Here is a 24,016-nt window from a genome sequence, read left to right as displayed (position 1 = left end):
TTTAAGGTGATGAAGATGAATAAGAACTATATAAAGTCGCTGCTTTTACCACTGGCACTGGGGGGCATCCTGACATTCTCCTCCTGCGAGAACTACCTGGACGTGGAGAACCCGTCCACCGTATCGCAGGCAACCGTTTTTACAAGTGTAGGCTATGCCAACTCCGCCGTAACTGGTATTTACAACAGCCTGATGGGCGACAATGGGTACGGCAGCCGTATTTCAACGCTCTACCCGAACGCGGCCGACGATTTCAGGATCGGTGGCACGTACAACCCGCTTGACCGCAGAGGTATCAGCGGCTTCGGCGTTAGTCCGGACAACTCGGAGCTCAACAATCCCTTTCTGCAGTTGTACGAAGGCATAGAGCGCGCCAACATTGCCATCAAGTATATTCCGGCCTCCGCCCTGTATACCAGCGGCACCCCGGCCGAGCAGGCGGCGCTGCGGAAACTGCATGGCGAGGCCCTGACGCTTCGTGCCATCTTCTACCATGAGTTGATTCGCAACTGGGGCGATGTACCGGCTCCTTTCGAGCCATCCGCAGACCAGACTGATTTATACTTGCCAAAAACAGACCAGGACCAGATTTACGACCGTCTGCTGGAGGATCTGGCACAGGCTGCCGAGTTGGTGCCGTGGCAGGATGAATCGGGAGACCCTAACACGCGCATCACGAAAGCAGCTGTGAAGGGCCTGCGGGCAAGACTCGCGCTAGCCCGTGGCGGTTATGCCCTCAGAAGAGACTCCCGCCAGGTAGAGCGCCGCTCAGATTACCAGACCTACTACCAGATAGCACGGCAGGAAACACTGGACATCATGCAGAGCGGCAAGTATAGCCTGAACCCAAGCTTTGAGCAGGTTTTCAGAAACCTGCACACAGGTGTTAGTGGCGGAAGCGGCAACGAGATGATCTTTGAGGTGGGTGCCTTTGGAGGCAACTCCAGGACAGACAGCAAGCTGGGCTACAGCAATGGCATCCGCATTGACCGCAGCTCCAAGTATGGCGCGGCTAACGGGCAGCTCGAGGCCATCCCAACATACTTCTATGAGTTTGACTCAATCGGTGATGTAAGGAGAGATGTTACCATTGCTTACTTCCAGATAGACAAGAACGATGAAAAGGAACTGACACGCCTCACACTCATGCGCGATGGCAAGTTTCGCAAGTACTGGACAAGCATCGCCGGAACAGCACAGAACGTGGGCATCAATTGGCCGGTGCTGCGTTATGCCGACGTGCTGCTGATGTTCGCTGAGGCTGAGAATGAGCTGAACGGACCAACGCCACAGGCCATTGAGGCTTTCGAGAAGGTGAGAAGAAGAGCCTTTGTAGGCCACGAAGCCAGAATGGGCAACACGCCAACAGACAAGGAAGGCTTTTTTGAAGCACTTGTACACGAGCGCCTGCTAGAGTTTGGAGGAGAGGGAATTCGCAAGTATGACTTGATTCGCTGGAATCGATTGGCAACCATGGTAGCCGAAACGCGGCAAGACCTGAGGGATTTGATGAACCAGCAGGGGCGCTATGCCAACGTGCCAAAGTATGTGTACTACCAGCCAACACCGGTGGTAAACCTCACGGTGCCGGCAGAGGTGGAGAGCTTTAACTTCTATGGCGGCCCGATCAGCGACGTGATGTTCACGCCAGCGCCTTCATCGGCTCCCGTGGGCTATACCCGCGTGAACTGGGCAGCGGCTGTGGACGCAGACTACGTGGCGAGTTTCGCCGTGGCGTTCGAGGCAAACAAATCGGAGCTGTTCCCGATCTACTCAGGCGTCCTGAACCAAAACTACAGGCTAACTCAGGACTACGGCTATTAATTCAAAATCTGAATCATGAAATCTAACCTTCAAGATATGAAAGAGGCTATAAACAGAATATTCCGACTTCTACCGGTGGTGCTGCTGGGCATGCTGGCGTTGTCCTGCGAGGAGGACCCGGATAAGCTGGCCCCAATGCGCATGTTCACGCCCGCCGGCGACATCCAGTCGCAGTCCGGCATCAATCAGGTAAAGCTAACTTGGAACCCATCGCTGTACACCACCGCCAGCAGCGGCGCTACTTATACCGTAGAGGTGGCCGCAGACACCCTGTTCCAGTCACCCGTAATTGTTTCGGTGCAGACAGACACGGCCGGTGTGGTACTAACAGACGAGCAACTGGACGTACGGACAAAGTACTTCGCCCGCATCAAGGCCAACGCACTGGGTGACAGGCCGGAGTCGCACTGGGTAACCAGCAATAGCTTTCAGATAAGGGGAGAGCAGGTAATGCTGCCACTCTATGGGCCGGACATCAAAGCAACGAGCGTCCTGTTAAGGTGGAGACCAACTCCGACTTTGACGCGGTTAGTGCTTCGTCCTGCCACGGGCGATGCTATTGAGGTAGCGCTAACTGAGGAGGCCATCGCCTCGGGCTCCATCACCGTGGGCAACCTGCAGCCGAACACGTTCTATAACGTAGAGATCTATGCCGGCAACAGAAGCAAGGGCTTCTCTTCGTTCACCACGGCCATGGAAACCATGTACACCACCGTGCTGACGCCGGAAGACAACCTGCAGGAGGCCCTGGAAAATAGTGCAAGCGGTGACGTGATTGGCCTGGAGCCGGGAGTGTACTCTCTTTCAGAAACGTTTAAAATCAACGGGAAGAAAATCACACTCCGGTCTACTTCGGGCAATCCCAGAGATACTAAGGTAAACTTCAAGCAGTTTGATGTGGAAGGAGAGGGTGCCGGAGCGACCTTCGCTGGTATCGAGTTTGACGGTAGCGTGGAAGGTGCCGATTACTTCTTCAACTTCGTTGGCGGTGCCGCCAACTTCGGAAATTTCATCGTTGAGAACAGCATTATACACGGGGTGGGCAATACGATCCTGCGTGGCAATAGGGGCAAAGACAACGATTACAAGGTAAACACCATCAGAATCAGCAACTCCCTGGTCTACAATGTAGGTGAAAGCGGCGGTTACTCTTTCTTTGTGCTGGATGAGATGCAGTTTCAGCGCCTGGAACTGGTGAACTCCACCTTCTACGGCATTGGTCGCCAGCTTATCAGCTGGGCGAAGGATTTGCCAGGGGCACCTGTGCCAACCATCCTGATTGAGAACAGCACACTGGCGAACTTTGGTTACAGAGACTATCCGCTGCTGGATGCAAGAGGAAACATGGTAAACTTTACCATGCAGAATTCTATACTTGCCAATATTAACTCGGCCGGTGGGCTGGATATGATTCGCGTGAGCAGCACAGGCTCTACTGTAACGGTAGCTTACAACAACCTCTACAATCTGACAAATGGAGAGGGTGCAGCGTTAATCTTCCCTGAGTTTGCGCAGCTTATCGGCAATACCGCCGTTGACCTGGGATGGAATGAGTCGACAACTAACTTTACTTTGCCGGCTGGCTCGCCTTTAAGAACGGCCAGTAACAACGGTGGTCCTGTTGGTGACCCACGTTGGATTTACTAACACAGCTATAATAAGGGTGTGGCCATACGTATGGCCACACCCTTATTATTTAGTGATCAGAGAAGAAGCAAGAAAGGCACATATTGCCACCTGAAGTAAAGCGCTGAAAATGAACAACAGACTAATTGAGAGCCTGACATACTGGATACCACTCCAACTGCTGCTGGTTGTGCTGTTCGCACAGGATGCGCACGCGCAGAACCTCAAGCAGGAGTTCCCACGGGCACTGAGCATGGAAGTGAAAAATCCGCTGAGCCAGCCGCGCCAGAACGTGATGGTATTTATAGCGGAAGCGGATTTAAAGAAATCTGCGCCTGACTTCAATCCAAATGCCTTTGTGGTGCTGAACGGCAAAACGGAAATTCCGAGCCAGTACAACAGCAAGTTAAAAGAAAAAAAGGGAATTATGCTGGTGCTGGATGAGCTGAAAGCGAATGAGGCGCGCAAGCTTACCATCCGATACAACAAGCAAGGCATAGCAAAAAGAGATTATACCAAACGCACCCAGGCCGAATTATCGCACAAAGTAGGCGGGAAGTTTAAAAACAGGAAGTACATCGGCGGCACGTTTCAAAACGTGGATTCACTGCGCGTGCCGGATGAAGTAACTGACCACTCCTACTATATCCGCTATGAAGGCCCAGGCTGGGAGTCTGATAAAGTAGGCTACCGCTTTTACCTGGACTGGCGCAATGGTACGGATGTGTTCGGGAAGAAAACAAACGAAATGGTGCTGCAGCAGGTGGGCCAGGATGGCTATGACTCTTACCATGAGGAAGGCGCCTGGGGTATGGATGTGCTGAAAGTAGGCAAGTCTTTGGGTGTGGGCACCCTCGCTCATTTCCACAACGGGCAGGCAAACCGCATCGCTGAGACAGACAGTATGATCAGCGTGATCAGGGAAAACGGCAACCTGTACTCCTCCATCGGCACCAACTACTATGGCTGGAAAGTGGCCGATATGGAAATGGGCGTACAGTCGCAGTTGGGCATACACGCCGGCAGCCGCCTGACGCACCACCAGGTGCAGGTAACAGGGGCAAACCCGGAGAATTTAAGTACCGGGCTGATAAAGGATGCGAAGGCAAAACTGCTTTCGAGCACAGGCAGCGACAAGGCGTGGGGCTATCTGGCCACCTACGGCCAGCAAAGCCTGAACAACGACAAGCTGGGAATTGCCGTGCTGTTCCGCCCCAAAGATTTTATCCGTTTCACCGAAGATGCCAACAGCCATGTGGTGCAGCTGAAGCCTGAAGCGAACCAACTGGAGTATTATTTTCTGGCAGCCTGGGAACTGGAGCCGGAGGGTATAAAGAACGAAGCGCAGTTTACAGAATACCTGAACAAAACGGCAGCCGAGTTGGCTAACCCGGTTCAGGTTAGGCTTTCGAAACGGTAGCCTGCTAAAGTGAATTTAGTGATGCCAGTAGCCTTAGTTGTGAAGCATCATCCAAAATAAGAAAACACAAATGTTTAAGAATAGAATTAAGGTGAGAGTGAGTTTGTTAGGATTATTTTTGCCGATGGTATGCTTTGCTGGCTGCGTACAGCAGCCGGCAAGCGTATCTTCCGGTGAACCTGCACCCGAGGCTGTTACTGTCCCTGTGGCAGCTGTGCCTGCAACAGAAACTGTGCAGCAGCTGGCATTCCCTGGAGCAGAGGGCTTCGGTAAATTCACGACCGGTGGCCGCGGCGGACAAGTGGTGGTGGTTACGAACCTGAACGATGAAGGGCCGGGCAGTTTGCGGGAGGCCGTCCGAAAAAAAGGACCACGCATGGTGGTGTTCGCTGTCTCTGGTATACTTGACCTGGAGTCGCCGCTTGATATAAACAATCCTGATATCACCATTGCCGGCCAGTCAGCGCCGGGCGATGGCGTCACGATTCGAAACTTTCCTGTTAACATCAAGGCCGATAATGTAATTGTACGCTACCTGCGTTTCCGCATGGGCGATGTGAAGGGCGTACAGGCGGATGCGCTGACGGCAAATAAGGGGAAAAGCAACATCATTGTGGACCACTGCTCCATGAGCTGGGCAACCGATGAGAGCGCTTCCTTCTACGACAATACAAATTTCACGCTGCAGTGGTGCATCATTTCCGAAAGCCTGAACCAGTCTATACATGCCAAGGGCGACCACGGGTACGGCGGTATCTGGGGAGGCGTGGGCGCGTCGTTTCACCACAACCTGCTGGCCAACCACATGAGCCGCATGCCGCGTTTCAGTGGTTCCAAAACCACGGCCAACTCACCTGACGAATTGGTGGACTTCCGTAACAACGTAATCTTTAACTGGGGTGGCAACAACACCTATGGCGGCGAAAGGGGAAGGTACAACATGGTGAACAACTTCTACAAGCCCGGCCCGGCCACACCAAAATCAAAGAAAGACAGGCTGCTGGAGCCTTACGCACCTTACGGGCAGTTTTACCTGGCAGGCAACGTGGTGGAGGGAAGTCCGGAAGTGACGCAGTATAACGCCTTAGGCGTAGCGCTGGAACATCCGGATTCTGCGCTGGTGGGAAATCCGTTCAACAGCACGGCCATACCGGATCAGTCTGCGCAGGAGGCTTTTGCCTCTGTGCTGGCCCATGCCGGTGCCAGTTACCGACGCGATGCAGTGGATGCGCGCGTGGTACAGGAAGTAAGAACAGGGCAGGCAACCAACGGCAAAAACAAGAACGGCATTATCGATTCGCAAAAGGACGTGGGTGGCTGGCCAGAAATGAAGGCTGTAGAAGCACCTGCCGATAAGGACCAGGACGGCATGCCGGATGCATGGGAGCGCCAGCAAAAACTGAATGCTGACGACGCCGCAGACGCTGCCGCTTACACGCTGGACAAGCAGTACACGAATATCGAAGTATACTTGAACAGTTTAGTAGAAGGAAATCTGGTTAAGTAAGAACACACTATGAAACGACTGTCAGCCCTACTTATACTTTGTTTGATTGCTACGCTCGTGCAGGCGCAGCAGGGCAGGGTAGTTGTGGCGCAGGACGGAAGCGGAGATTATACTTCCATTCAGGCCGCGGTAGATGTCGTGCCTTCTTTCCCGGAGAAGCGGGTGGAGATTTTTATTAAGAATGGCATCTACCGCGAAAAGATCATTATCCCCACCTGGAAGTCCAACCTTTCCTTTATCGGGGAGGACAAGTATAAAACCATCATCCGCTGGGATGACCACTCCGGCAAGGGAGACATTAACACTTTTACTTCTTATACGGTACTGGTGCAGGGCAATGACTTCAGGGCAGAGAACATCACCTTCGAGAACAGCGCCGGCAGAACGGTAGGGCAGGCGGTGGCATTGCATGTAGAGGCCGACCGCTGCGTGTTCGAAGACTGCCGCATCATCGGTGACCAGGATACGCTTTATGCCGGGGTAAACGGGAGCCGGCAGTATTACCGCAACTGCTACATCGAGGGCACCACAGATTTTATCTTCGGCCCGGCCACAGCCGTATTTGAAAACTGCATCATCCACTGCAAGAAAAACTCCTACATCACGGCTGCCTCCACCCCGGAAGGGCAGGCGTTCGGCTTCGTTTTCCTGAACTGCACTGTCACCGCCTCAGAGGAGGCAACTAAAGTATACTTGGGCCGCCCCTGGAGGCCTTATGCCAAAACGGTGTTCATCAGCACAAAGCTCGGGAAGCACATCAGGCCGGAGGGATGGCACAACTGGAGCAAACCTGAGGCGGAGAAGACGGCATTCTATGCAGAGTACAAATCAATCGGACCGGGCGCTGCTCCCAAGGCAAGGGTTAGTTGGGCAAAACAGCTGAAAAGGCGTGAAGCACGAAAGTATACAGTAAATAATATATTATCGGGAAATGACGGTTGGAAAGTAATAAGTGAGTAATCAGTTGACAATGCAAAATTTTTTATTAAATTGTGCAATCGATTGTCCTGCAGAAGTATGGTTTGGTGTTGCAGCATTAACCTAGAGTAGAAAGCAAGGGAGAAGGGATACAACAAGGAGCCGGCAAGGGGCTTAAGGGTGGCGTAGCAAGCACATCTTTTAAGTAGCGTTCAAGATCAAATCCACAGCGAATAAAATAACTATACATATCACTGTTTTAATTTGAGGATCTATGAAAAGAGCATTACTTAAAAAAGCGAGGTACTTGTGTGGCCTCCTTTTGATGCTGGTCGCCGTAACCGGGGCAATCGCACAGGGTACTACCTTGCAGGGGCAGGTAGTCGATGAAAATGGCAGTCCTCTCCCCGGGGTTACGGTGCTGGTGAAAGGCACTACGAACGGCACGGCCACCGGCTTGGATGGCAGCTTCACATTAAATGCATCCACCGCAAACCCAACTCTTGTATTCTCCTACATCGGGTACCAAACCAAGGAAGTGCCGGTAAATGGTCAGGCTAACATTCGGGTGTCTTTGGCTGTAGACTCCAAGGCTCTGGAAGAAGTGGTGGTGATCGGCTACGGTACGGTGAAAAAGTCAGACCTGACCGGATCAGTTACCTCAGTACGGGGCGAAGACCTTACGGCTATACCCGTTACCAACGGCCTGGAAGTGCTGCAGGGCAAGGTGCCGGGCCTGGACCTGACCAGAACAAGCGGCCAGGCAGGCGCTGCGTTGAACTTTAACATCAGGGGAACAAGATCCATCGGTGCGGGTAACGCGCCACTTGTGCTGGTAGACGGCATCCGCTACGACGGGCCGCTGGACGTAAACCCGAACGACATCGCCTCGATGGAAGTACTCAAGGATGCCACCGCTACTGCTATTTACGGTTCGCTGGGTGCAAACGGTGTTATCCTGATCACCACCAAGAGCGGCGGTTCAGGTAAGGCCAAGGTTACCTTCAACTCCTACTATGGCATTTCGGCGGCAAACGGCTATGCCGATATCATGTCCGGCCCGGAGTGGGTGGCCTTGCGCAGAGAATCGCGCAGAACAGTTGGCGAGTGGGCAGGTCCTGAGGATGACGAGAAGATCTTTAACCCGACTCAGCTGGAGAATTTCAGAAACGGCATTTACACTGATTGGGCAGATGAGCTACTGGGAACCGGAAGCCAGCAAAACTACCAAGTAGGTGTTTCCGGAGGAACGGAGAAGCTTAGCTATTACCTGTCTACTGAATATTTCAACGAAAAAGGCCTGCTGGCAAATGACGAACTGACCAGGTACAGTGGCCGCATGAATGTAGGCTACAACATACTGGACAACCTGAAGGTGAGCACCAGCCTGATGTATACGTATAAGGATCAGGACATCAGAAGAGACCCCCTGAACCAAGCCAACAAGATGAGCCCACTTGGCCGCCCGTACGATGCCGAGGGTAATTTCCTTCCTTTCCCGGTAGGCGATGCCTCTACCCTTAACCCATTGGTGGACGAGCAACCGGGAGCCTTTGAGAACAACGACATCAACAAGCGTTTCTTTGGAAACCTTTCCCTCGACTATACCCCAATCAATGACCTGGTGCTGACCTCCCGGTTTGGCGTGGACCAGTATAACAACCGCAATGGTTTATACGCGGCTACCAACACCATCGAAACAGGTGTGAACGGCTTGTCGCTGGCTCGTGCAGAACTGGGTAATTTCTCCAGGATCACGTGGGAAAATTTTGCCAACTACTCCAAGTCACTTTCCGATAACCATGAGTTTTCCGCTTTGCTTGGAACAAGTATCTGGTCAGAGCGACAGGAACTGTTTACTGCTCAGGGCAGGAACCTGCTTTCATCTACCTTCTTATTTTACAACCTGGGCGCAACGCAGTCGGCTTACCAACTGGGCAGCGGCCTGCGGGAGCAAAGTATGGCCTCTTTCTTCGGCCGCCTGAACTATAAGTTGCTGGGCAAGTACCTGTTCACATTCGTGATGCGGGCAGACGGTGCCTCGGTGTTGGCAGAAGGAAACAAGTGGGACTACTTCCCGTCGGCTTCCGTGGCATGGATTGTGAAGGAAGAAGCATTCCTGCAGAACGTGAATGCCATCTCTGACCTGAAGATCCGTTTGAGCTACGGTTTGTCGGGCAACAGTTCAGTAGGCGCGTACCAGACCTTGGGTGGTTTAGGAAAATCGACCTATGCCTTTGATCAGGGAACTACAGAAGTACCTGCCTTCGGGTTTTACCCTGGCGCGCTTGCCAGCCCCGCGCTGGGTTGGGAAACAACGGCCACCGCGAACCTGGGCATAGACTTCGGCTTGTTCAATAATAGGGTGACTGGTACGTTGGATATCTACCAGCAGGACACAGAGGACCTGTTGCTGGAAAGAAACCTGCCGACTTCTACTGGCTTCGAGCGCGTGTTCGATAACATAGGCGCTACCCGTAACCGTGGCGTGGAATTGCAGTTGGGAACAGTTAACATAGACCAGACAGACGGATTCCGTTGGACATCGGACTTCAGCTTTACCAGAAACAAGGAAGAAGTGGTGAAACTGGCCGACGGTGTGGAAAGGGACCTGAACTTTGGTGACTTCGGACTTTTTGTGGGTGAGCCGATTAACGTGTTCTACGACTATGAGAAGATCGGCATCTGGCAAGTGGGCCAGGAGGATGAAGCAGCACTGAACCAGCAGCAGCCTGGCGATATCCGCGTGAAAGACCAGAATGGCGATGGCATCATTACCCCTGAAGACAGAACGGTAATCGGCAACGAAACACCTGATTGGACGCTTGGCGTAACCAACCGCTTTGGCTACAAGGGCGTGGAGCTTTCGTTCCTGGTGTACGCCAGAATGGGACAGACCATCATTAGCGAGGCAGCCGGTTCTTATAAGATAGACGGTTTGGAGAACGGCCCGGTAGTGGATTACTGGACACCTGAGAACCCGACGAATGCCTACCCAAGACCGAACGCAGGCACCAGCAGGGCAAGTACACGCTACTACTCTACACTGCAGTACGTGGACGGCTCCTTCATCAAGGTAAGAGATATTACGCTTGCCTACAGCTTCCCGCAGAGCATCTCTGAAAGGTTAAGACTCTCTAACCTGCGCGTTTACGCAACGGCGAAAAACTACTTTATCCTGAAGAGCGAGATCGACCCTTACGATCCTGAAAGAGGAGGAGCTTTAAGCTTCCCGATGACGAAGCAGATGGTGTTTGGTATTAATGTAGCCTTCTAGAAAACAGGAATCATTTAAAGTTAAGATCATGAAAAAGATATTATATAAAATACTGCTTCCTGCCTTGTTACTCGGATCGGCCTCCTGTGAGTCTTTCCTGGATGAGGAAAATGTATCAGGCCTGACGGCTTCAGGATATTATTCAACGGCCGAAGGCATTGAGAGCCTTGTAAACTCCCTGTATACGCCCATGCGTTTCTGGTATGGCAAGGAGAACGGCATCGCCCTGACTGAAACCGGCACGGACATATTTACCCGTGGCAATGGCATGGAGAACCCGCCCGTTGCGCTTTATAATTCAGATTTGTCCGGTGCCAATGCGCCGATCAACTTCTACTGGGGCCGCTTTTATGCCGCACTGAACGCCACGAATGCAGCGGTAGCCAGAATTCCGGATTCGCCGCTGCCGGAAGCACAAAAGGCGATACGGCTGGGGGAGGCAAGGTTCCTGCGGGCGTTTTACCTGTGGCACATCGTGGAAACCTGGGGAGGCGTTCACTTCACTACCCAGGAGCAGATAGGTGTATCCACCACGGCCAATCGTACACCGGTGGAAACGTTCTATGCGCAGATATTTGAGGATCTGACGTATGCAGCAGAGAACCTGCCTGTAACATCAAGCCAGTACGGAAGGGTAACAAAGCCAGCTGCAGAAGCTTTTATGGCCAGAATGCACCTTTACCGCGGAAACTACGCAGAGGCCTCCAGACTTGCTAAAAAGGTGATCAGTGACTACAACTTCAGTCTGGTACCAAACTACGCGAGCTTATGGACCGCGAGCTCCAGGAACCCAGAGATTGTCTGGAACGTGAACTTCACGGCAGACCTGATCCTGAACAGGGAGTTTGATGGCCTGACCAACAGTACGAGCGATGACATATTGCTGCGTGATGGCGGCAACAACTCGCATCTGTTCTTCCTGATGACCTATGACCAGTTGCCGGGCATGCAGCGCGACATCAGGTATGGCCGCCCGTTTGCGCGTTTTATGCCAACTGCCCATTTGCTGGATTTGTTTGATGAGAAAAAAGACGCCCGTTTTGACGCCACCTTTCAAACTGTGTGGTACGCTAACAAGCCCGGGACCTACAATGTAACCGATACGAAAGGCAATCAGCGCCAGGTAACGTTTGCTGCGGGGGATACGGCTATTTACGCCACCAAGTATGTGGTGCCGAACGCTGTGAAAGATGCCAAGCCTTACACCATCATAGACCGCAGCAGAACCTACAACGTGAGTGCCAACGATGCCCCTGTGGTACGTGACCGTTACATGTCGCTGAAGAAGTTCCTGGACCCGGCGCGTCAGACGATTTCGCAGCAGCAGGGGCAGCGTGATGCGTACGTAATCCGCCTGGCCGAAATGTACCTGATCGTGGCGGAAGCCGAAATGATGCAGGGAAACATGAGTGAGGCCGTGCAATACATGAACGCGGTGCGCAGAAGAGCGGCCTTGCCGGGCAAGGCAGCCGAAATGGAAATCACGGCAGACCAGCTCGACATCGATTTTATACTTGATGAGCGCGCCCGTGAGTTTGCAGGGGAGCAGCAGCGTTGGTTCGACCTGAAGCGCACCGGCAAACTGATAGAGCGCGTGAAGGCGTTTAACCCAGACGCGGCGCCAAACATCCAGCCATTCCACAGGGTACGACCAATTCCGCAGGCACAGCTGGATGCTGTGTCTAACCCGGGTGAGTTTAAGCAAAACGAGGGATATAATTAACTGAAACAGGTGAACCAGCGGGAGAATCATACTTTCCACGCTGGTTCACTTTTCTGTTTTACGAAAGACAAATAACACTGTAACTAACCAAAGAACGATGCAGCTTACCAAATTCGCTTTACCTGCTATCCTGTTAATGGCTTCTGCCTGTGGCTCTGGAAACAACGTAACAGAGGCTACCACAGCTGCCAACCAGGAGGCAACCGCCGCAGCCGAAAAGCCATACTCTGTTTGGATGGCCGACTCCGATATCAAACGCAACCCGAAAGGGTGGATGATTGACTTTAAGGAGAAGCCGAAGTGGGACTACACCCAGGGCTTGTTTGCCAGCGCCATCGAGCGGGTGTATGAGAAGACGGGGGATGAAAAGTACCTGAACTACATCCAGGCTTTCGCCGACACCATGATCAGCGAGGACGGCAGCATCATGACCTACAAGAAAACAGACTACAACATCGACCGTGTGAACCCGGGCAAGTTCCTGATAGAGCTTTACAAGGAGACGGGGGATGAGAAGTATAAACTGGCCATCGAAGAGCTCCGCGACCAGATGCGCACGCATCCACGCACGTCAGAAGGCGGCTTCTGGCACAAGAAAATATACCCGCACCAAATGTGGCTCGATGGCCTGTACATGGCTTCTCCGTTCCTGGCGCAGTATGCCGTGGAGTTTAACGAGCCGGCCATTTTTGATGACGTGGCCAAGCAAATCATGTTAGTTGATAAAAACACCTGGAATGAGGAGAAGGGGCTGTGGCATCATGGCTGGGACGAGAGCCGTGAGCAAAAGTGGGCCGATCCGGAGACTGGGAAGTCGCCCGAAATTTGGGGCCGCGCGATGGGCTGGTATGCGATGGCGCTGGTAGATGTGCTCGATTTCCTGCCAAAAGACCATCCAAAAAGAGACGAGGTGCTGCAGATCACCCAGAAAATGGCCAAGGCCATTGCGCAGTACCAGGACAAGGACAAAGGACTATGGTGGCAGGTAGTAGACATGGGCGGCAAAGAAGGCAACTACCATGAAGCATCGGTCTCCAGCATGTTCACCTACTTTTTGGTGAAGGCTGCCAAGAATGGCTACATCGACCAGAAGTACATGGAAACAGCTAAAGCGGGTTATAACGGCATCGTGAACAACCTGATCGAGCAGAACCCGGATGGCACTATCAGCATCACGGACGTGTGCGCAGTGGCTGGCTTGGGAGGAGATCCGTACCGCAGCGGCACTTACGAATACTACATCAATGAAGAGCGCCGCAACAACGATCCCAAAGCCGTGGCTCCATTCATCATGGCCTCATTGGAGTTTGAAGAGCTGAATAAGAAAACTGCCGCTGCGAACTAGAATCTGGAAAGAAGACCCACCCCTGCTCCTCCGGGGAGGGGACTTCTTCTCTTGATGAAAACTTCCCTCCTGGGAGGGGTAGGTTTATACATTGTACGGAGCGCTAAAACCGCTACTGATTATTCACTAAAGAAATAAACTGCTATGACATTCCTAAAACACGCTTCTGTACTTGCCCTGCTGCTCTGCCTTATACTTACTAAGGCACAGGCGCAGCAGCAGTATAATTTTGTAGTGGCAAAAGATGGAAGCGGTGATTTCAAAACGGTGCAGGAGGCGATAAACGCGGTGCCCGATTTCAGGAAAAAGGAAACGACCATCTTCATCAAGAATGGTGTGTACAAAGAAAAACTGGTGCTGCCAGCTTCTAAAACCGCCGTGAAGTTTATCGGAGAGGATGTAAAGAACACTATTCTGACAAACGACGACTTTGCTTCTAAAAAGAACAGGTTCGGGGAGGAAATGGGAACCACCGGCTCTACCAGTTTCTATGTTTTCGGGGATGATTTTTCTGCCGAGAATATCACCTTTGAGAATTCTGCCGGACCGGTAGGACAGGCTGTTGCCGTGCGTGTGGATGGCGACAAGGTGATGTTCACCAACTGCCGATTTCTGGGCAACCAGGACACGCTGTACCCGCACGGAGAGAAAAGCCGCCAGTACTACAAAAACTGCTACATTGAAGGCACCACCGACTTTATTTTCGGCTGGTCTACGGCTGTGTTTGAGGATTGTGAAATCTACAGCAAAAAGGGCGGCAACTACATTACCGCAGCCTCCACCCTGGAAGGAACGCCTTATGGCTTTGTTTTCTTAAATTGCCGCCTCACAGGCGATGCGCCAGCAAAATCATACTACCTGGGCAGGCCGTGGAGACCCTACGCCAAAACCGTTTTCATCAACACCTACATGGGCAACCACATTACGCCCAAAGGCTGGCACAACTGGAACAAGCCGGATGCCGAAAAAACTTCTTATTACGCCGAGTATAATTCGACAGGCCCCGGTGCCGACCCTAAGGCAAGAGTAAAGTGGGCGCACCAACTCACAAAGGAGCAGGCGCAGCAGTATACACTGGCCAATATCTTCGACGGCTGGATACCTGGCAAGCCAAGCGAAACCGTCAGCAAGTAGCCTTTTATCATTCAGAAGTATAAAATTCAAGTATAAATCGCCCCAAAAACATTTAAACTATGAGTAGTTACCGTTTCTTAAAATACCCCGCCCTTGTTGCCGCTATTGTATGTTGTAGTTCCTGCTCCGGCGTTGCCCAAAACAACACACAGAGCAAAACAGCAACAACAGCAAGCGACCTTTCCAAGGTATGGGTGGCTGATCAGGGTAACGGGACCTACAAAAATCCAATCCTTTACGCCGACTATTCTGACCCTGATGCCATTCGCGTCGGGGATGATTATTACATGACTTCCTCCAGCTTTAATGCGGTGCCAGGCTTGCAGATTTTGCACTCGAAGGACCTAGTTAACTGGAAAATCATCGGCTATGCCTTAGACAAAAATGTTCCGGCAGAGCATTATGCAAAGCCACAGCATGGCAACGGCGTTTGGGCTCCCTCCATCCGCCATCACAACGGCGAGTATTACATCTACTGGGGTGACCCCGACTTTGGTATTTACATGGTGAAGGCTAAAGACCCTGCCGGCCCTTGGGAGAAGCCAGTGCTGGTGATGGAGGGAAAAGGCCTGATCGACTCCAGCCCGCTTTGGGATGATGACGGAAACGCTTACCTCGTGCACGCCTACGCGGGCAGCCGGGCAGGTATAAAAAGTGTGCTGGCGATAAACAAAATGAACCCCGAAGGTACCAAGGTGCTGGATGAAGGGGTGATCGTTTTCGACGGGCATGAGAACCACCCCACGGTGGAAGGCCCCAAGTTCTATAAGAAAGACGGCTACTACTACATTTTCGCTCCGGCGGGCGGCGTGGCGACAGGCTGGCAGTTAGTGCTGCGCTCCAAAAACATCTATGGCCCTTACGAGGAGAAGATCGTGATGGACCAGGGCAAGACAAGTATAAACGGCCCGCACCAGGGCGCGTGGGTAACCACCCAAACCGGCGAAGACTGGTTCCTGCATTTCCAGGACATTGAAGCGTACGGTCGCGTGGTGCACCTGCAGCCGATGAAGTGGAAAAACGGCTGGCCGGTTATTGGCGAGGACAAAGACGGCGACGGCACGGGCTGGCCTGTGATGACGCACAAGAAGCCGAATGTCGGCAATACCTTCGCTGTCGCTACGCCGGCAGAATCGGATGAGTTTGAGGAAAACAAGCTGGGGCTGCAATGGCAGTGGCACGCCAACCCGAAAGCTACTTGGGCATTCCCGATGGCGAGTAAAGGCAAGTTGCGCCTCTATACCGACCAGGTACCGGAAGATCACAAGAACCTGTGGGACGTGCCGAACCTGCTGCTGCAGAAGTTCCCGGCCGAAACCTTCACGGCTACCACCAAACTCAATTTCACGCCGAACGAAAAGCTCCAGAATGAACGCACAGGGCTGGTCGTGATGGGAGAGGATTACGCCTATATCTCGCTGGTAAGCAAAAAAGACGGGCTGTACGTGGCCTATACTTCGGTGGATGATTCCCACAAAGGCACACCTGAGAAAGAGCAACTGTTGGGCAAGCTCAACGGCAATGAAGTATACTTTCGGGTAGCGGTAGACAAAGGCGCCAAGTGCCAGTTCAGCTACAGCGAAGACGGGAAAAACTTTAAGCCAGCGGGCAGCACCTTCACCGCGGTTCCCGGCCGCTGGATAGGTGCTAAAGTAGGTATCTTTGCCACACGCCAGGATAAAATAAACGATGCTGGCTACGCAGATTATGATTGGTTCAGAATCACGCCCAACGCATCAACTACAATCCAAAGCAAGAAATAAAGATTAGAGCATATGAATACGAGAAAGATATTTGCCAACCGATTTCTATTGATGATAGGTATGGCCGGAGCGCTGCAGGTTTCCTGCCAGCGCCAGCCTGTTTCGCAGCCAGAGGCTGCCACCGCTGCAAACACAACAAGCACTGTGGCAACCCCAGTGGCGGCTTTTGATATTTACGAAGGGGTCGAGTTTGACATGCCGAAAGTACTGGAGCCTTCAATCCCAAATTATAGTGTAAGTATAACTGATTTCGGGGCAGTGGGCGACGGGCTAACCAAGAATACAGATGCCTTCGCAAAAGCCATTGCGGCTGCGGCTGCCAAGGGAGGCGGCAAAGTGGTGATACCACGCGGTATGTGGCTAACTGGTCCTATCGTGCTGAAAAGCAACATCAACCTGCATGCGGAAGAAGGGGCCATGGTCATCTTCAGCAAAGACTTTGACGATTATCCGCTCGTGCAAACCAGTTTCGAGGGGTTGGAAACGTATCGCTGCCAATCACCGATTTCAGCAAGAGGTGCCGAGAACATAGCCATCACAGGCACAGGTACTTTCGACGGTTCCGGGGATGCCTGGAGACCGGTGAAGAAAAGCAAAATGACGGATTCGCAGTGGAAAAACCTGGTAAAATCGGGTGGCGTTGTGACCGAAGACGGCAAGATGTGGTATCCTTCTGCAAACTCCATGAAAGGCGACACGCCGGGTAGCAACTTTAACGTGCCGACACACCTGAAGACAAAAGAACAGTATGAGGCCGTAAGAGATTTCCTGCGCCCTGTAATGGTGAGCATTATCGAATGCAACAAAGTACTGCTGGACGGCCCAACTTTCCAGAACTCCCCGGCCTGGAACCTGCACCCGCTGATGAGCGAGAACGTGATCCTGCGCAACCTGAACGTGCGCAACCCGTGGTACTCGCAGAACGGCGACGGCGTGGATTTGGAGTCGTGCAAGAACGCGCTGATCTACAACAATACATTCGACGTGGGTGATGATGCGATCTGTATCAAGTCCGGCAAAAACGAAGACGGCCGCAGAAGGGGCATGGCCACTGAGAACGTGATCGTGAAGAACAACACGGTGTACCATGGCCACGGTGGTTTTGTGGTAGGCAGTGAAATGTCAGGTGGTGTGAAAAACGTGCACGTATCGAACTGTACCTTTATGGGAACGGATATCGGACTGCGTTTCAAGAGCACCCGTGGCCGGGGTGGTGTGGTAGAAAACATCTACATTTCTGACATCGACATGATCGACATCCCGACACAGGCCATCAGCTTTAACTTGTTCTATGGCGGTAACTCACCAGTGCTGGAAGAAGACCAGCGCGCCAGCGACGAAGCCAGAGATGAGAAGCCTGTTCCGGTTACAGAGGAGACGCCTTCTTTCAAAGATATCTACATGAAGAACATCCGTGTGGCGGGTGCCGAGCAGGCGCTGGTGCTGCAGGGCTTGCCCGAGATGAACCTCAAGAACGTGGTGCTGGAGAACGCCATACTTAAGGCGAAACAAGGTATTACGGCGGTGGATGCTGATGGAATCAAACTAATTAATGTAAAAGTAATCGCGGAGAAAGGACCTGCCCTGACCATCTACAACAGCAAGAACATTGATGTAACAGGATTGACTTACAAAGAGACGCAGGAGCCAATTGTGCGGGTGCTGGGTCCGCTAACCCAGAATGTGAAACTGGAGAGCAAAGACTTCAAAGACACTTCCAAGCAGGTTTCAAAAGGTAAAGATCTGAGCAACACAGCGCTCACCATGGAATAAAACTCTGAAAGCAGTACACAGCCGCTGTGTACTGCTTTTCATTTTTAATTTAAGTATAAAGTGAGGACCGATGTTCTCTTCAGAGTTTAGTGCATGAATAAGAGCAGTGCGAAGAAAAGTAAGGAAAGAAGTTTCGGACAATGTGTCTCTCGTTCGCTGGCGCATGCTGGTATGCCGGTGGCGTTGTTTCTCTTGTGTGCTGTTTCTTCTACTGGTTGTATCGGGCAAAAGCCAGCTGCTATCACTGTCAGAACTGATACTACCGCTCCAGCCGAAACTGTAGAACCAGTGAGGTGGAGTAGAGGCTTATTGGAGCGGGATACGGAATGGTTTGCCAGTTCTGAAGCCGTCCGCGTGGCGGATAATCTCCTGATCTACCAGCACGACAATGGCGGTTGGGACAAGAACACAGATATGGCAAAAGTGCTCTCCCCAGAAGAGGAAAGGGCGCTGAAATCACCCGCAGAAAAAGAGGGAGTATCCACTATCGACAATAGAGCCACTTTTACGCAGCTGGAGTACATGGCCAAAGTATATGCGGCCACTGGTCAGGAGAAGTATAAACAAAGTTTTTTGCGCGGGCTGGATTACCTGCTCGAGGCGCAGTACGGCAATGGTGGCTGGCCGCAGTTCTACCCGATTAAGAAGGGCTACTACGAGTACATCACCTTTAACGATGGTGCCATGATGGGTGTGATGCAACTGCTCCGCGACGTGGCTCATCAAAAAGCTCCTTATACTTTTGTTGATGCTGCACGAACAGAAATGTCAGCCAAAGCCATTGAGAAGGGACTAGATGTTATTTTGAAAGCGCAAATAAAGGTAGATGGCAAGTTAACCGCCTGGTGCGCACAGCACGATCATATAACCTTGGCTCCCCAAAAAGCCCGTGCCTATGAATTGATCTCGCTTAGTGGCGGGGAAAGTGTTGGCATTGTGGAGTACCTGATGGAACTAGAAAAACCGAGTCCGGAAGTGATTCAGGCTGTAGATGGCGCTGTTTCCTGGTTAGATCAGGTGAAAATCAACGGAATTCGGGTAGAGTTGATAAATGATCCTGCCAGGCAAGATGCGCGTGATCGCGTAGTGGTACCTGACCCAACGGCACCGCCACTTTTAGCCCGCTTTTACGAGATTGGAACAAACAAACCCATGTTTGTAGGCCGTGATGGCATCGTGCATGAAAAGCTTGCGGATATAGCGCGGGAGCGAAGGGCAGGCTACAGTTGGTACATAGACTTTCCGCAGGAGTTGGTAGAAGAGGACTACCCGGTATGGAAGCAGAAATGGGCTATCACCGAATAACTAAAGTATGATGAATAAGAAAAAAGCAATCATAACAAACACGATAAAAATAGGGCTTCTTGCGCTGCTGGTACTTCCGCTTATGAGCTATATACAGAAAAAAGAGTTCACTATTTTTCTGGTGGCCGACTCTACTGTAGCTGACAAGCCTTACGCAAAAGGTAATCCTGAGAAAGGGTGGGGGCAGGTGTTTCCGCTATACTTGCAGCAGGGCGTAAAAGTGGAGAATCATGCCGTGAATGGCCGCAGCACCAAAAGCTTCCGCGACGAAGGCCGTTGGGACAAAGTGCTGCAAAAGCTGAAGAAAGGCGACTACGTGATCATCGAATTCGGGCACAACGACCAGAAAAGTGAAGATCCGAAACGTTACGCCGCCCCCGAAACAGACTACCGCAGAAACCTGGAGCGCTACATTGCCGAAACACGCGCCAAAGGTGGCATACCTGTACTGGCCACACCCATTGTGCGCCGCAAGTTTGAGAATGGGCAACTGGTAGATACGCATGGCAAGTACCCAGATGTTGTAAGAGCAGTAGCCTCAGAACAAAAAGTGCCGCTGCTGGACCTGGAGAAACGCACGAGAGAACTGGTGTCGCGCTACGGCGAGGAAAGGTCTAAAGCGCTTTACCTGCACCTGGAGCCAGGGGAGTATGAGTCGCTGCCGGAAGGCCGTCAGGACGACACGCACTTGTCTGCCTATGGAGCCTTTAGGGTGAGTGACCTGGTGGCAGAAGAAATGAGAAAGAACCTGCCGGAGGTGGCAAAGCTGCTGAAGGAGTAGGCAAGCTTCCCATTAAAACCCTGGCGTAAGCGGATGCTTGTGCCTACATGCATTAACAAGTCTGCTAAAGAGATCTAAGTTAAAAATCATCAGCATACCAACGCTGATTTATACTTGCAGGAACAGCCTGGGTGTTGTGAGGCAGGCGAAGGCTTGTGTTATCAGCTAGAAATTATATTCATTAATATTAAAACGCCCAACTATGAAACAAAGGTATACAGCGATTCTGTTACTCTTCACGCTGTGCATTGCATTTACAGCCTTTGCACCATCTAAAAAGAAGCCGGTTAAGGTGTATCTCATTGGCGATTCTACCGTGGCTGATTACACTGGTGACTACGACGAAAAGGACTACATGACCACACGTTACCCGATTGCGGGGTGGGGGCAGGTATTCCAGCCGTTCATGCACAAAGACAGTCTTTCGCAGATCATAAACATTATCAAAGCAGACAGTGTGATCGTGGTAGACAAAGCCAGAGGAGGCCGCAGCACACGCACGTTCTTCGAGGAAGGCCGTTGGGCTGAAGTATACAAAGCCCTGCAGAAAGGCGATGTGGTGATGATGCAGTTCGGGCATAACGATGCGGCCGAGAACAAGCCGGAACGCTATACCAATGTGACGGCCTACAAGGAGTACCTAAGGCTGTACGTAAAGCAAACCCGCGAGAAAGGCGCCCTGCCTATTATTCTCACGCCCGTAAGCCGCAACTATCCTTGGAAAGATGGCAAGCTTGGCAATGTGCACGGCGATTATCCACAGGCTGCGAAGGATGTAGCAAAGGAGCTGAACGCACCCCTTATCGACCTTACACAACTTTCCATGGATGCTTTCACCGCAAAAGGCAAAGATTACGTTACGTCCCACTATTTCATGAATCTGCCCGCTGGCAAGTATGAAGCCTATCCCGATGGACAAGAGGACAACACGCACTTTCAGCCAGAGGGCGCAACTGCTGTGGCACAACTTGTATTCAATGGCATGAAGGCACTGAATCCTTCGAAGACTTCGGCTAAGAGATAAAGTTGCATAACATCCACTGCCTGCAAATGTAATAGTCCAGCCAGCAGGCAAGTATAACTTAAGTAAACATGATCAATACCAGACTTTCCAACTTTCTGCTTAGCATACTTTGTCTTCTAAGTTTTAGTGCTGTTGCGCAAACACCGGGGAAAGCAGCTTTGAAGCTGTGGTATGAGAAACCTGCTGCCAACTGGAACGAGGCACTGCCCCTAGGTAATGGACGTATCGGGGCAATGGTGTTTGGAACACCGGCTCAGGAGAAGTTGCAGCTTAATGAGGAAACGGTTTGGGCTGGTGAGCCAGGGAATAATATCAACGAAGAACTGAACAGTGCCTTGCCTGAAATCCGCAGGTTGATCTTCGAGGGCAAGCATAAGGAGGCGCAGGCGCTTGCATTGGAAAAAGTACCGCGGCAGGCGCCGGCTAACCTCAACTACGGGATGCCTTACCAGCCGGTTGGCGATCTGTTCATCTCTTTTCCCGGCCACGATGCCGCAACAGCCTACTACCGCGACTTGAATATTGAGCAGGCCATCGCCTCAGTCTCCTACAAGGTGGATGGAGTAACCTACAAGCGGGAGATGTTCTCGTCTTTCCCTGATGACGTCATCATCATCCGTCTAACTGCCGATAAACCTAAAAGCATCACCTGTACCCTACGTATGGATAGCCCGCACCAAAAGTATGCGGTAACGGCAAAACAAGACCAGCTGGTTCTTAGCGGTACTTCCGGGGATGTAGACAATAAGAAAGGAAAGGTAAAGTTTCAGGCGCAGGTCCAGCCACAGGTAAAGGGAGGAAAGGTCTCTGCCACGGACAACACGCTCCAGATTACGGGTGCCGACGAGGCGGTGATTTACGTTTCGATGGCCACCAACTTTAAGAGCTACAAAGATTTAAGCGGAAACGAAGCGGAAAAGGCTGCACAACTATTGGCTGCTGCGACTAAGCGCAAGTATAAAAAAGTGCGTGAGGAGCACATAGAAAGCTACAGAAAATACTTCGACAGAGTGTCGCTGGATTTGGGTATAACAGATGCTGTAGAAAAACCGACTGATAAGCGACTGGCTGCTTTTGCTTCGGGAAACGACCCTCATTTGGCTGCGCTATACTTTCAGTTCGGCCGCTACCTGCTCATCTCCAGCTCGCAGCCCGGCACACAGCCCGCAAACCTGCAGGGTATCTGGAACGATAAGATTTCCCCTCCCTGGGACAGCAAGTATACCGTCAACATCAATACTGAAATGAACTATTGGCCGGCGGAGGTGACGAACCTGCCGGAGATGCACCAGCCGCTATTTGCCATGATCAAAGACCTGTCGGAGACAGGCAGGGAAAGTGCCCGCAAAATGTACAACGCCCGGGGCTGGAACATGCACCATAATACCGATCTCTGGCGCATGACTGGTCCGATTGACGGTGCTTTCTACGGCCTCTGGCCGATGGGCGGCGCATGGCTGACGCAGCATATCTGGCAGCACTACCTCTTTACCGGTGATAAGAAATTTCTGCAGGAAATGTACCCGGTGCTGAAGGGCGCCGCTGCTTTTTATGCAGATGTGCTGCAGGAAGAGCCGGAAAACAAATGGTTGGTAGTGGTGCCCTCCATGTCACCTGAAAACAAGCATCAAAGCGGTGTATCTATTGCCGCTGGCACCACGATGGATAACCAGTTGGTATTTGATGTGTTTTCCAACATCATCCATGCATCTGAGGCACTGAACACAGATAAGGCTTTTGCAGACTCGCTAAGAAGCATGCGCGACAGGCTGCCGCCAATGCAGGTAGGGCAGCACGGGCAACTGCAGGAGTGGATGCAGGATTGGGACAAGCCAGACGACAAACACCGGCATGTCTCGCACTTGTATGGCCTGTACCCAAGCAACCAAATCTCGCCTTTTAGTCATCCCGAATTATTTAATGCCGCCAAAACTTCTCTAGTGTACAGAGGAGACAAGTCTACTGGGTGGTCGATGGGTTGGAAGGTAAACCTGTGGGCAAGGCTACTAGACGGAAACCGCGCCTATAAACTCATACAGGACCAGCTAACACCTGCGGGAGATGCAGAGAAAGGAGAAGGCGGAGGCACTTACCCGAACCTGTTTGATGCACACCCGCCTTTCCAGATAGACGGCAACTTTGGCTGTACTTCCGGCATTGCCGAAATGCTGGTGCAAAGCCATGATGGCGCCATACATTTGCTCCCGGCTCTTCCGGATGCCTGGCAAACAGGAGAAGTAAAGGGCTTGGTAGCAAGAGGTGGATTTATAGTTGATATGAGTTGGGAAGACGGAAAAGTAAGGACACTGACGGTACACTCCAAGTTAGGTGGTAACTGTCGAATCAGGTCGTCCGAGCAGCTAAAGCTAAGGGGCAAAGGAGAACTCAAAGCTGCTGAAGGAGCTAATGCAAACCCTTTTTACCAGCAAGCAGACATCAAACAACCTCTGGTAAAGAGCACATCAGGCGAAAATGTGGTGCCGGTGAGGGAGAAAATAGTGTATGATCTGAAAACGGTAAAAGACAAAACTTACAAATTCATACTTTAAGCTAGCGCTGCCTTTAACGAAACTACTGTCTATTTGTATGCAATCGA

General features: G+C 51.9%; 15 protein-coding genes. All 15 read left to right on the top strand.

The genetic code is table 11. From position 1 onward, the window contains the following. Positions 1-15: 15 nt before the first annotated feature. The 15 genes from A0W33_RS05010 (at position 16) to A0W33_RS04940 (ending at position 23,969) form a co-directional block, all read left to right on the top strand. A complete protein-coding gene (locus A0W33_RS05010) occupies positions 16-1,824 on the top strand; it encodes a RagB/SusD family nutrient uptake outer membrane protein (RefSeq protein WP_068839941.1) in 1,809 nt (602 codons plus the stop codon). A 36-nt stretch (positions 1,825-1,860) separates the two neighbouring features. After that, positions 1,861-3,471: a DUF4957 domain-containing protein gene (locus A0W33_RS05005; RefSeq protein WP_172798091.1), complete on the top strand. Its 1,611-nt coding sequence runs from the start codon at positions 1,861-1,863 to the stop codon at positions 3,469-3,471. Between the two features lie 109 nt (positions 3,472-3,580). After that, positions 3,581-4,870 carry a DUF4861 domain-containing protein gene (locus A0W33_RS05000; RefSeq protein ID WP_068837145.1) on the top strand — a complete coding sequence of 430 codons (1,290 nt, stop codon included), beginning with the start codon at positions 3,581-3,583 and terminating at the stop codon, positions 4,868-4,870. Positions 4,871-5,102: 232 nt separating this feature from the next. Continuing rightward, on the top strand, positions 5,103-6,377 hold the full coding sequence (locus A0W33_RS04995) for a pectate lyase family protein (protein ID WP_308428488.1): 1,275 nt from the start codon (positions 5,103-5,105) through the stop codon (positions 6,375-6,377). 9 nt (positions 6,378-6,386) lie between these two features. Continuing rightward, positions 6,387-7,337: a pectinesterase family protein gene (locus A0W33_RS04990; protein WP_068837143.1), complete on the top strand. Its 951-nt coding sequence runs from the start codon at positions 6,387-6,389 to the stop codon at positions 7,335-7,337. Positions 7,338-7,569: 232 nt separating this feature from the next. Beyond that, the gene (locus tag A0W33_RS04985; protein ID WP_068837142.1) at positions 7,570-10,572 is read left to right on the top strand and encodes a SusC/RagA family TonB-linked outer membrane protein; all 3,003 of its coding nucleotides are present in this window, start codon (positions 7,570-7,572) and stop codon (positions 10,570-10,572) included. 28 nt (positions 10,573-10,600) lie between these two features. Further along, entirely contained in the window at positions 10,601-12,295 is a 1,695-nt protein-coding gene (locus tag A0W33_RS04980) for a RagB/SusD family nutrient uptake outer membrane protein (RefSeq protein WP_068837141.1), read from the top strand. A gap of 97 nt (positions 12,296-12,392) precedes the next feature. After that, positions 12,393-13,640 carry a glycoside hydrolase family 88/105 protein gene (locus tag A0W33_RS04975; RefSeq protein WP_068837140.1) on the top strand — a complete coding sequence of 416 codons (1,248 nt, stop codon included), beginning with the start codon at positions 12,393-12,395 and terminating at the stop codon, positions 13,638-13,640. Between the two features lie 144 nt (positions 13,641-13,784). Further along, a complete protein-coding gene (locus A0W33_RS04970) occupies positions 13,785-14,774 on the top strand; it encodes a pectinesterase family protein (RefSeq protein ID WP_068837139.1) in 990 nt (329 codons plus the stop codon). A 59-nt stretch (positions 14,775-14,833) separates the two neighbouring features. Beyond that, positions 14,834-16,537 carry a glycoside hydrolase family 43 protein gene (locus A0W33_RS04965; protein WP_068837138.1) on the top strand — a complete coding sequence of 568 codons (1,704 nt, stop codon included), beginning with the start codon at positions 14,834-14,836 and terminating at the stop codon, positions 16,535-16,537. A 12-nt stretch (positions 16,538-16,549) separates the two neighbouring features. Continuing rightward, positions 16,550-18,310 carry a glycoside hydrolase family 28 protein gene (locus tag A0W33_RS04960; protein WP_068837137.1) on the top strand — a complete coding sequence of 587 codons (1,761 nt, stop codon included), beginning with the start codon at positions 16,550-16,552 and terminating at the stop codon, positions 18,308-18,310. Positions 18,311-18,598: 288 nt separating this feature from the next. Further along, complete coding sequence (gene pelA / locus A0W33_RS04955) at positions 18,599-19,615, top strand: pectate lyase (protein ID WP_172798090.1); 1,017 nt, start codon at positions 18,599-18,601, stop codon at positions 19,613-19,615. A gap of 7 nt (positions 19,616-19,622) precedes the next feature. Continuing rightward, positions 19,623-20,396, top strand: a complete 774-nt coding sequence (locus tag A0W33_RS04950; RefSeq protein WP_229802227.1) for a rhamnogalacturonan acetylesterase — start codon at positions 19,623-19,625, stop codon at positions 20,394-20,396. 202 nt (positions 20,397-20,598) lie between these two features. Continuing rightward, positions 20,599-21,420, top strand: a complete 822-nt coding sequence (locus A0W33_RS04945; protein WP_068837136.1) for a rhamnogalacturonan acetylesterase — start codon at positions 20,599-20,601, stop codon at positions 21,418-21,420. A gap of 68 nt (positions 21,421-21,488) precedes the next feature. Beyond that, positions 21,489-23,969 carry a glycoside hydrolase family 95 protein gene (locus A0W33_RS04940; protein ID WP_068837135.1) on the top strand — a complete coding sequence of 827 codons (2,481 nt, stop codon included), beginning with the start codon at positions 21,489-21,491 and terminating at the stop codon, positions 23,967-23,969. The last annotated feature ends 47 nt before the right edge of the window (positions 23,970-24,016 follow it).

Origin of the sequence: Pontibacter akesuensis, assembly GCF_001611675.1 — a bacterium.
GTDB classification, from domain to species: Bacteria; Bacteroidota; Bacteroidia; order Cytophagales; family Hymenobacteraceae; genus Pontibacter; species Pontibacter akesuensis.
The sequence above is the reverse complement of the archived record's forward strand: the minus strand, read 5'-3'. Positions and strand labels throughout refer to the sequence as shown.

Bases quoted from the DNA above. Each gene is read 5' to 3' on its own strand.
- A0W33_RS05010 (WP_068839941.1), top strand. From the start codon at position 16: ATGAATAAGAACTATATAAAGTCGCTGCTTTTACCACTGGCACTGGGG.
- A0W33_RS05005 (WP_172798091.1), top strand. From the start codon at position 1,861: ATGAAAGAGGCTATAAACAGAATATTCCGACTTCTACCGGTGGTGCTG.
- A0W33_RS05000 (WP_068837145.1), top strand. From the start codon at position 3,581: ATGAACAACAGACTAATTGAGAGCCTGACATACTGGATACCACTCCAA.
- A0W33_RS04990 (WP_068837143.1), top strand. From the start codon at position 6,387: ATGAAACGACTGTCAGCCCTACTTATACTTTGTTTGATTGCTACGCTC.
- A0W33_RS04985 (WP_068837142.1), top strand. From the start codon at position 7,570: ATGAAAAGAGCATTACTTAAAAAAGCGAGGTACTTGTGTGGCCTCCTT.
- A0W33_RS04980 (WP_068837141.1), top strand. From the start codon at position 10,601: ATGAAAAAGATATTATATAAAATACTGCTTCCTGCCTTGTTACTCGGA.
- A0W33_RS04975 (WP_068837140.1), top strand. From the start codon at position 12,393: ATGCAGCTTACCAAATTCGCTTTACCTGCTATCCTGTTAATGGCTTCT.
- A0W33_RS04970 (WP_068837139.1), top strand. From the start codon at position 13,785: ATGACATTCCTAAAACACGCTTCTGTACTTGCCCTGCTGCTCTGCCTT.
- A0W33_RS04965 (WP_068837138.1), top strand. From the start codon at position 14,834: ATGAGTAGTTACCGTTTCTTAAAATACCCCGCCCTTGTTGCCGCTATT.
- A0W33_RS04960 (WP_068837137.1), top strand. From the start codon at position 16,550: ATGAATACGAGAAAGATATTTGCCAACCGATTTCTATTGATGATAGGT.
- A0W33_RS04950 (WP_229802227.1), top strand. From the start codon at position 19,623: ATGATGAATAAGAAAAAAGCAATCATAACAAACACGATAAAAATAGGG.
- A0W33_RS04945 (WP_068837136.1), top strand. From the start codon at position 20,599: ATGAAACAAAGGTATACAGCGATTCTGTTACTCTTCACGCTGTGCATT.
- A0W33_RS04940 (WP_068837135.1), top strand. From the start codon at position 21,489: ATGATCAATACCAGACTTTCCAACTTTCTGCTTAGCATACTTTGTCTT.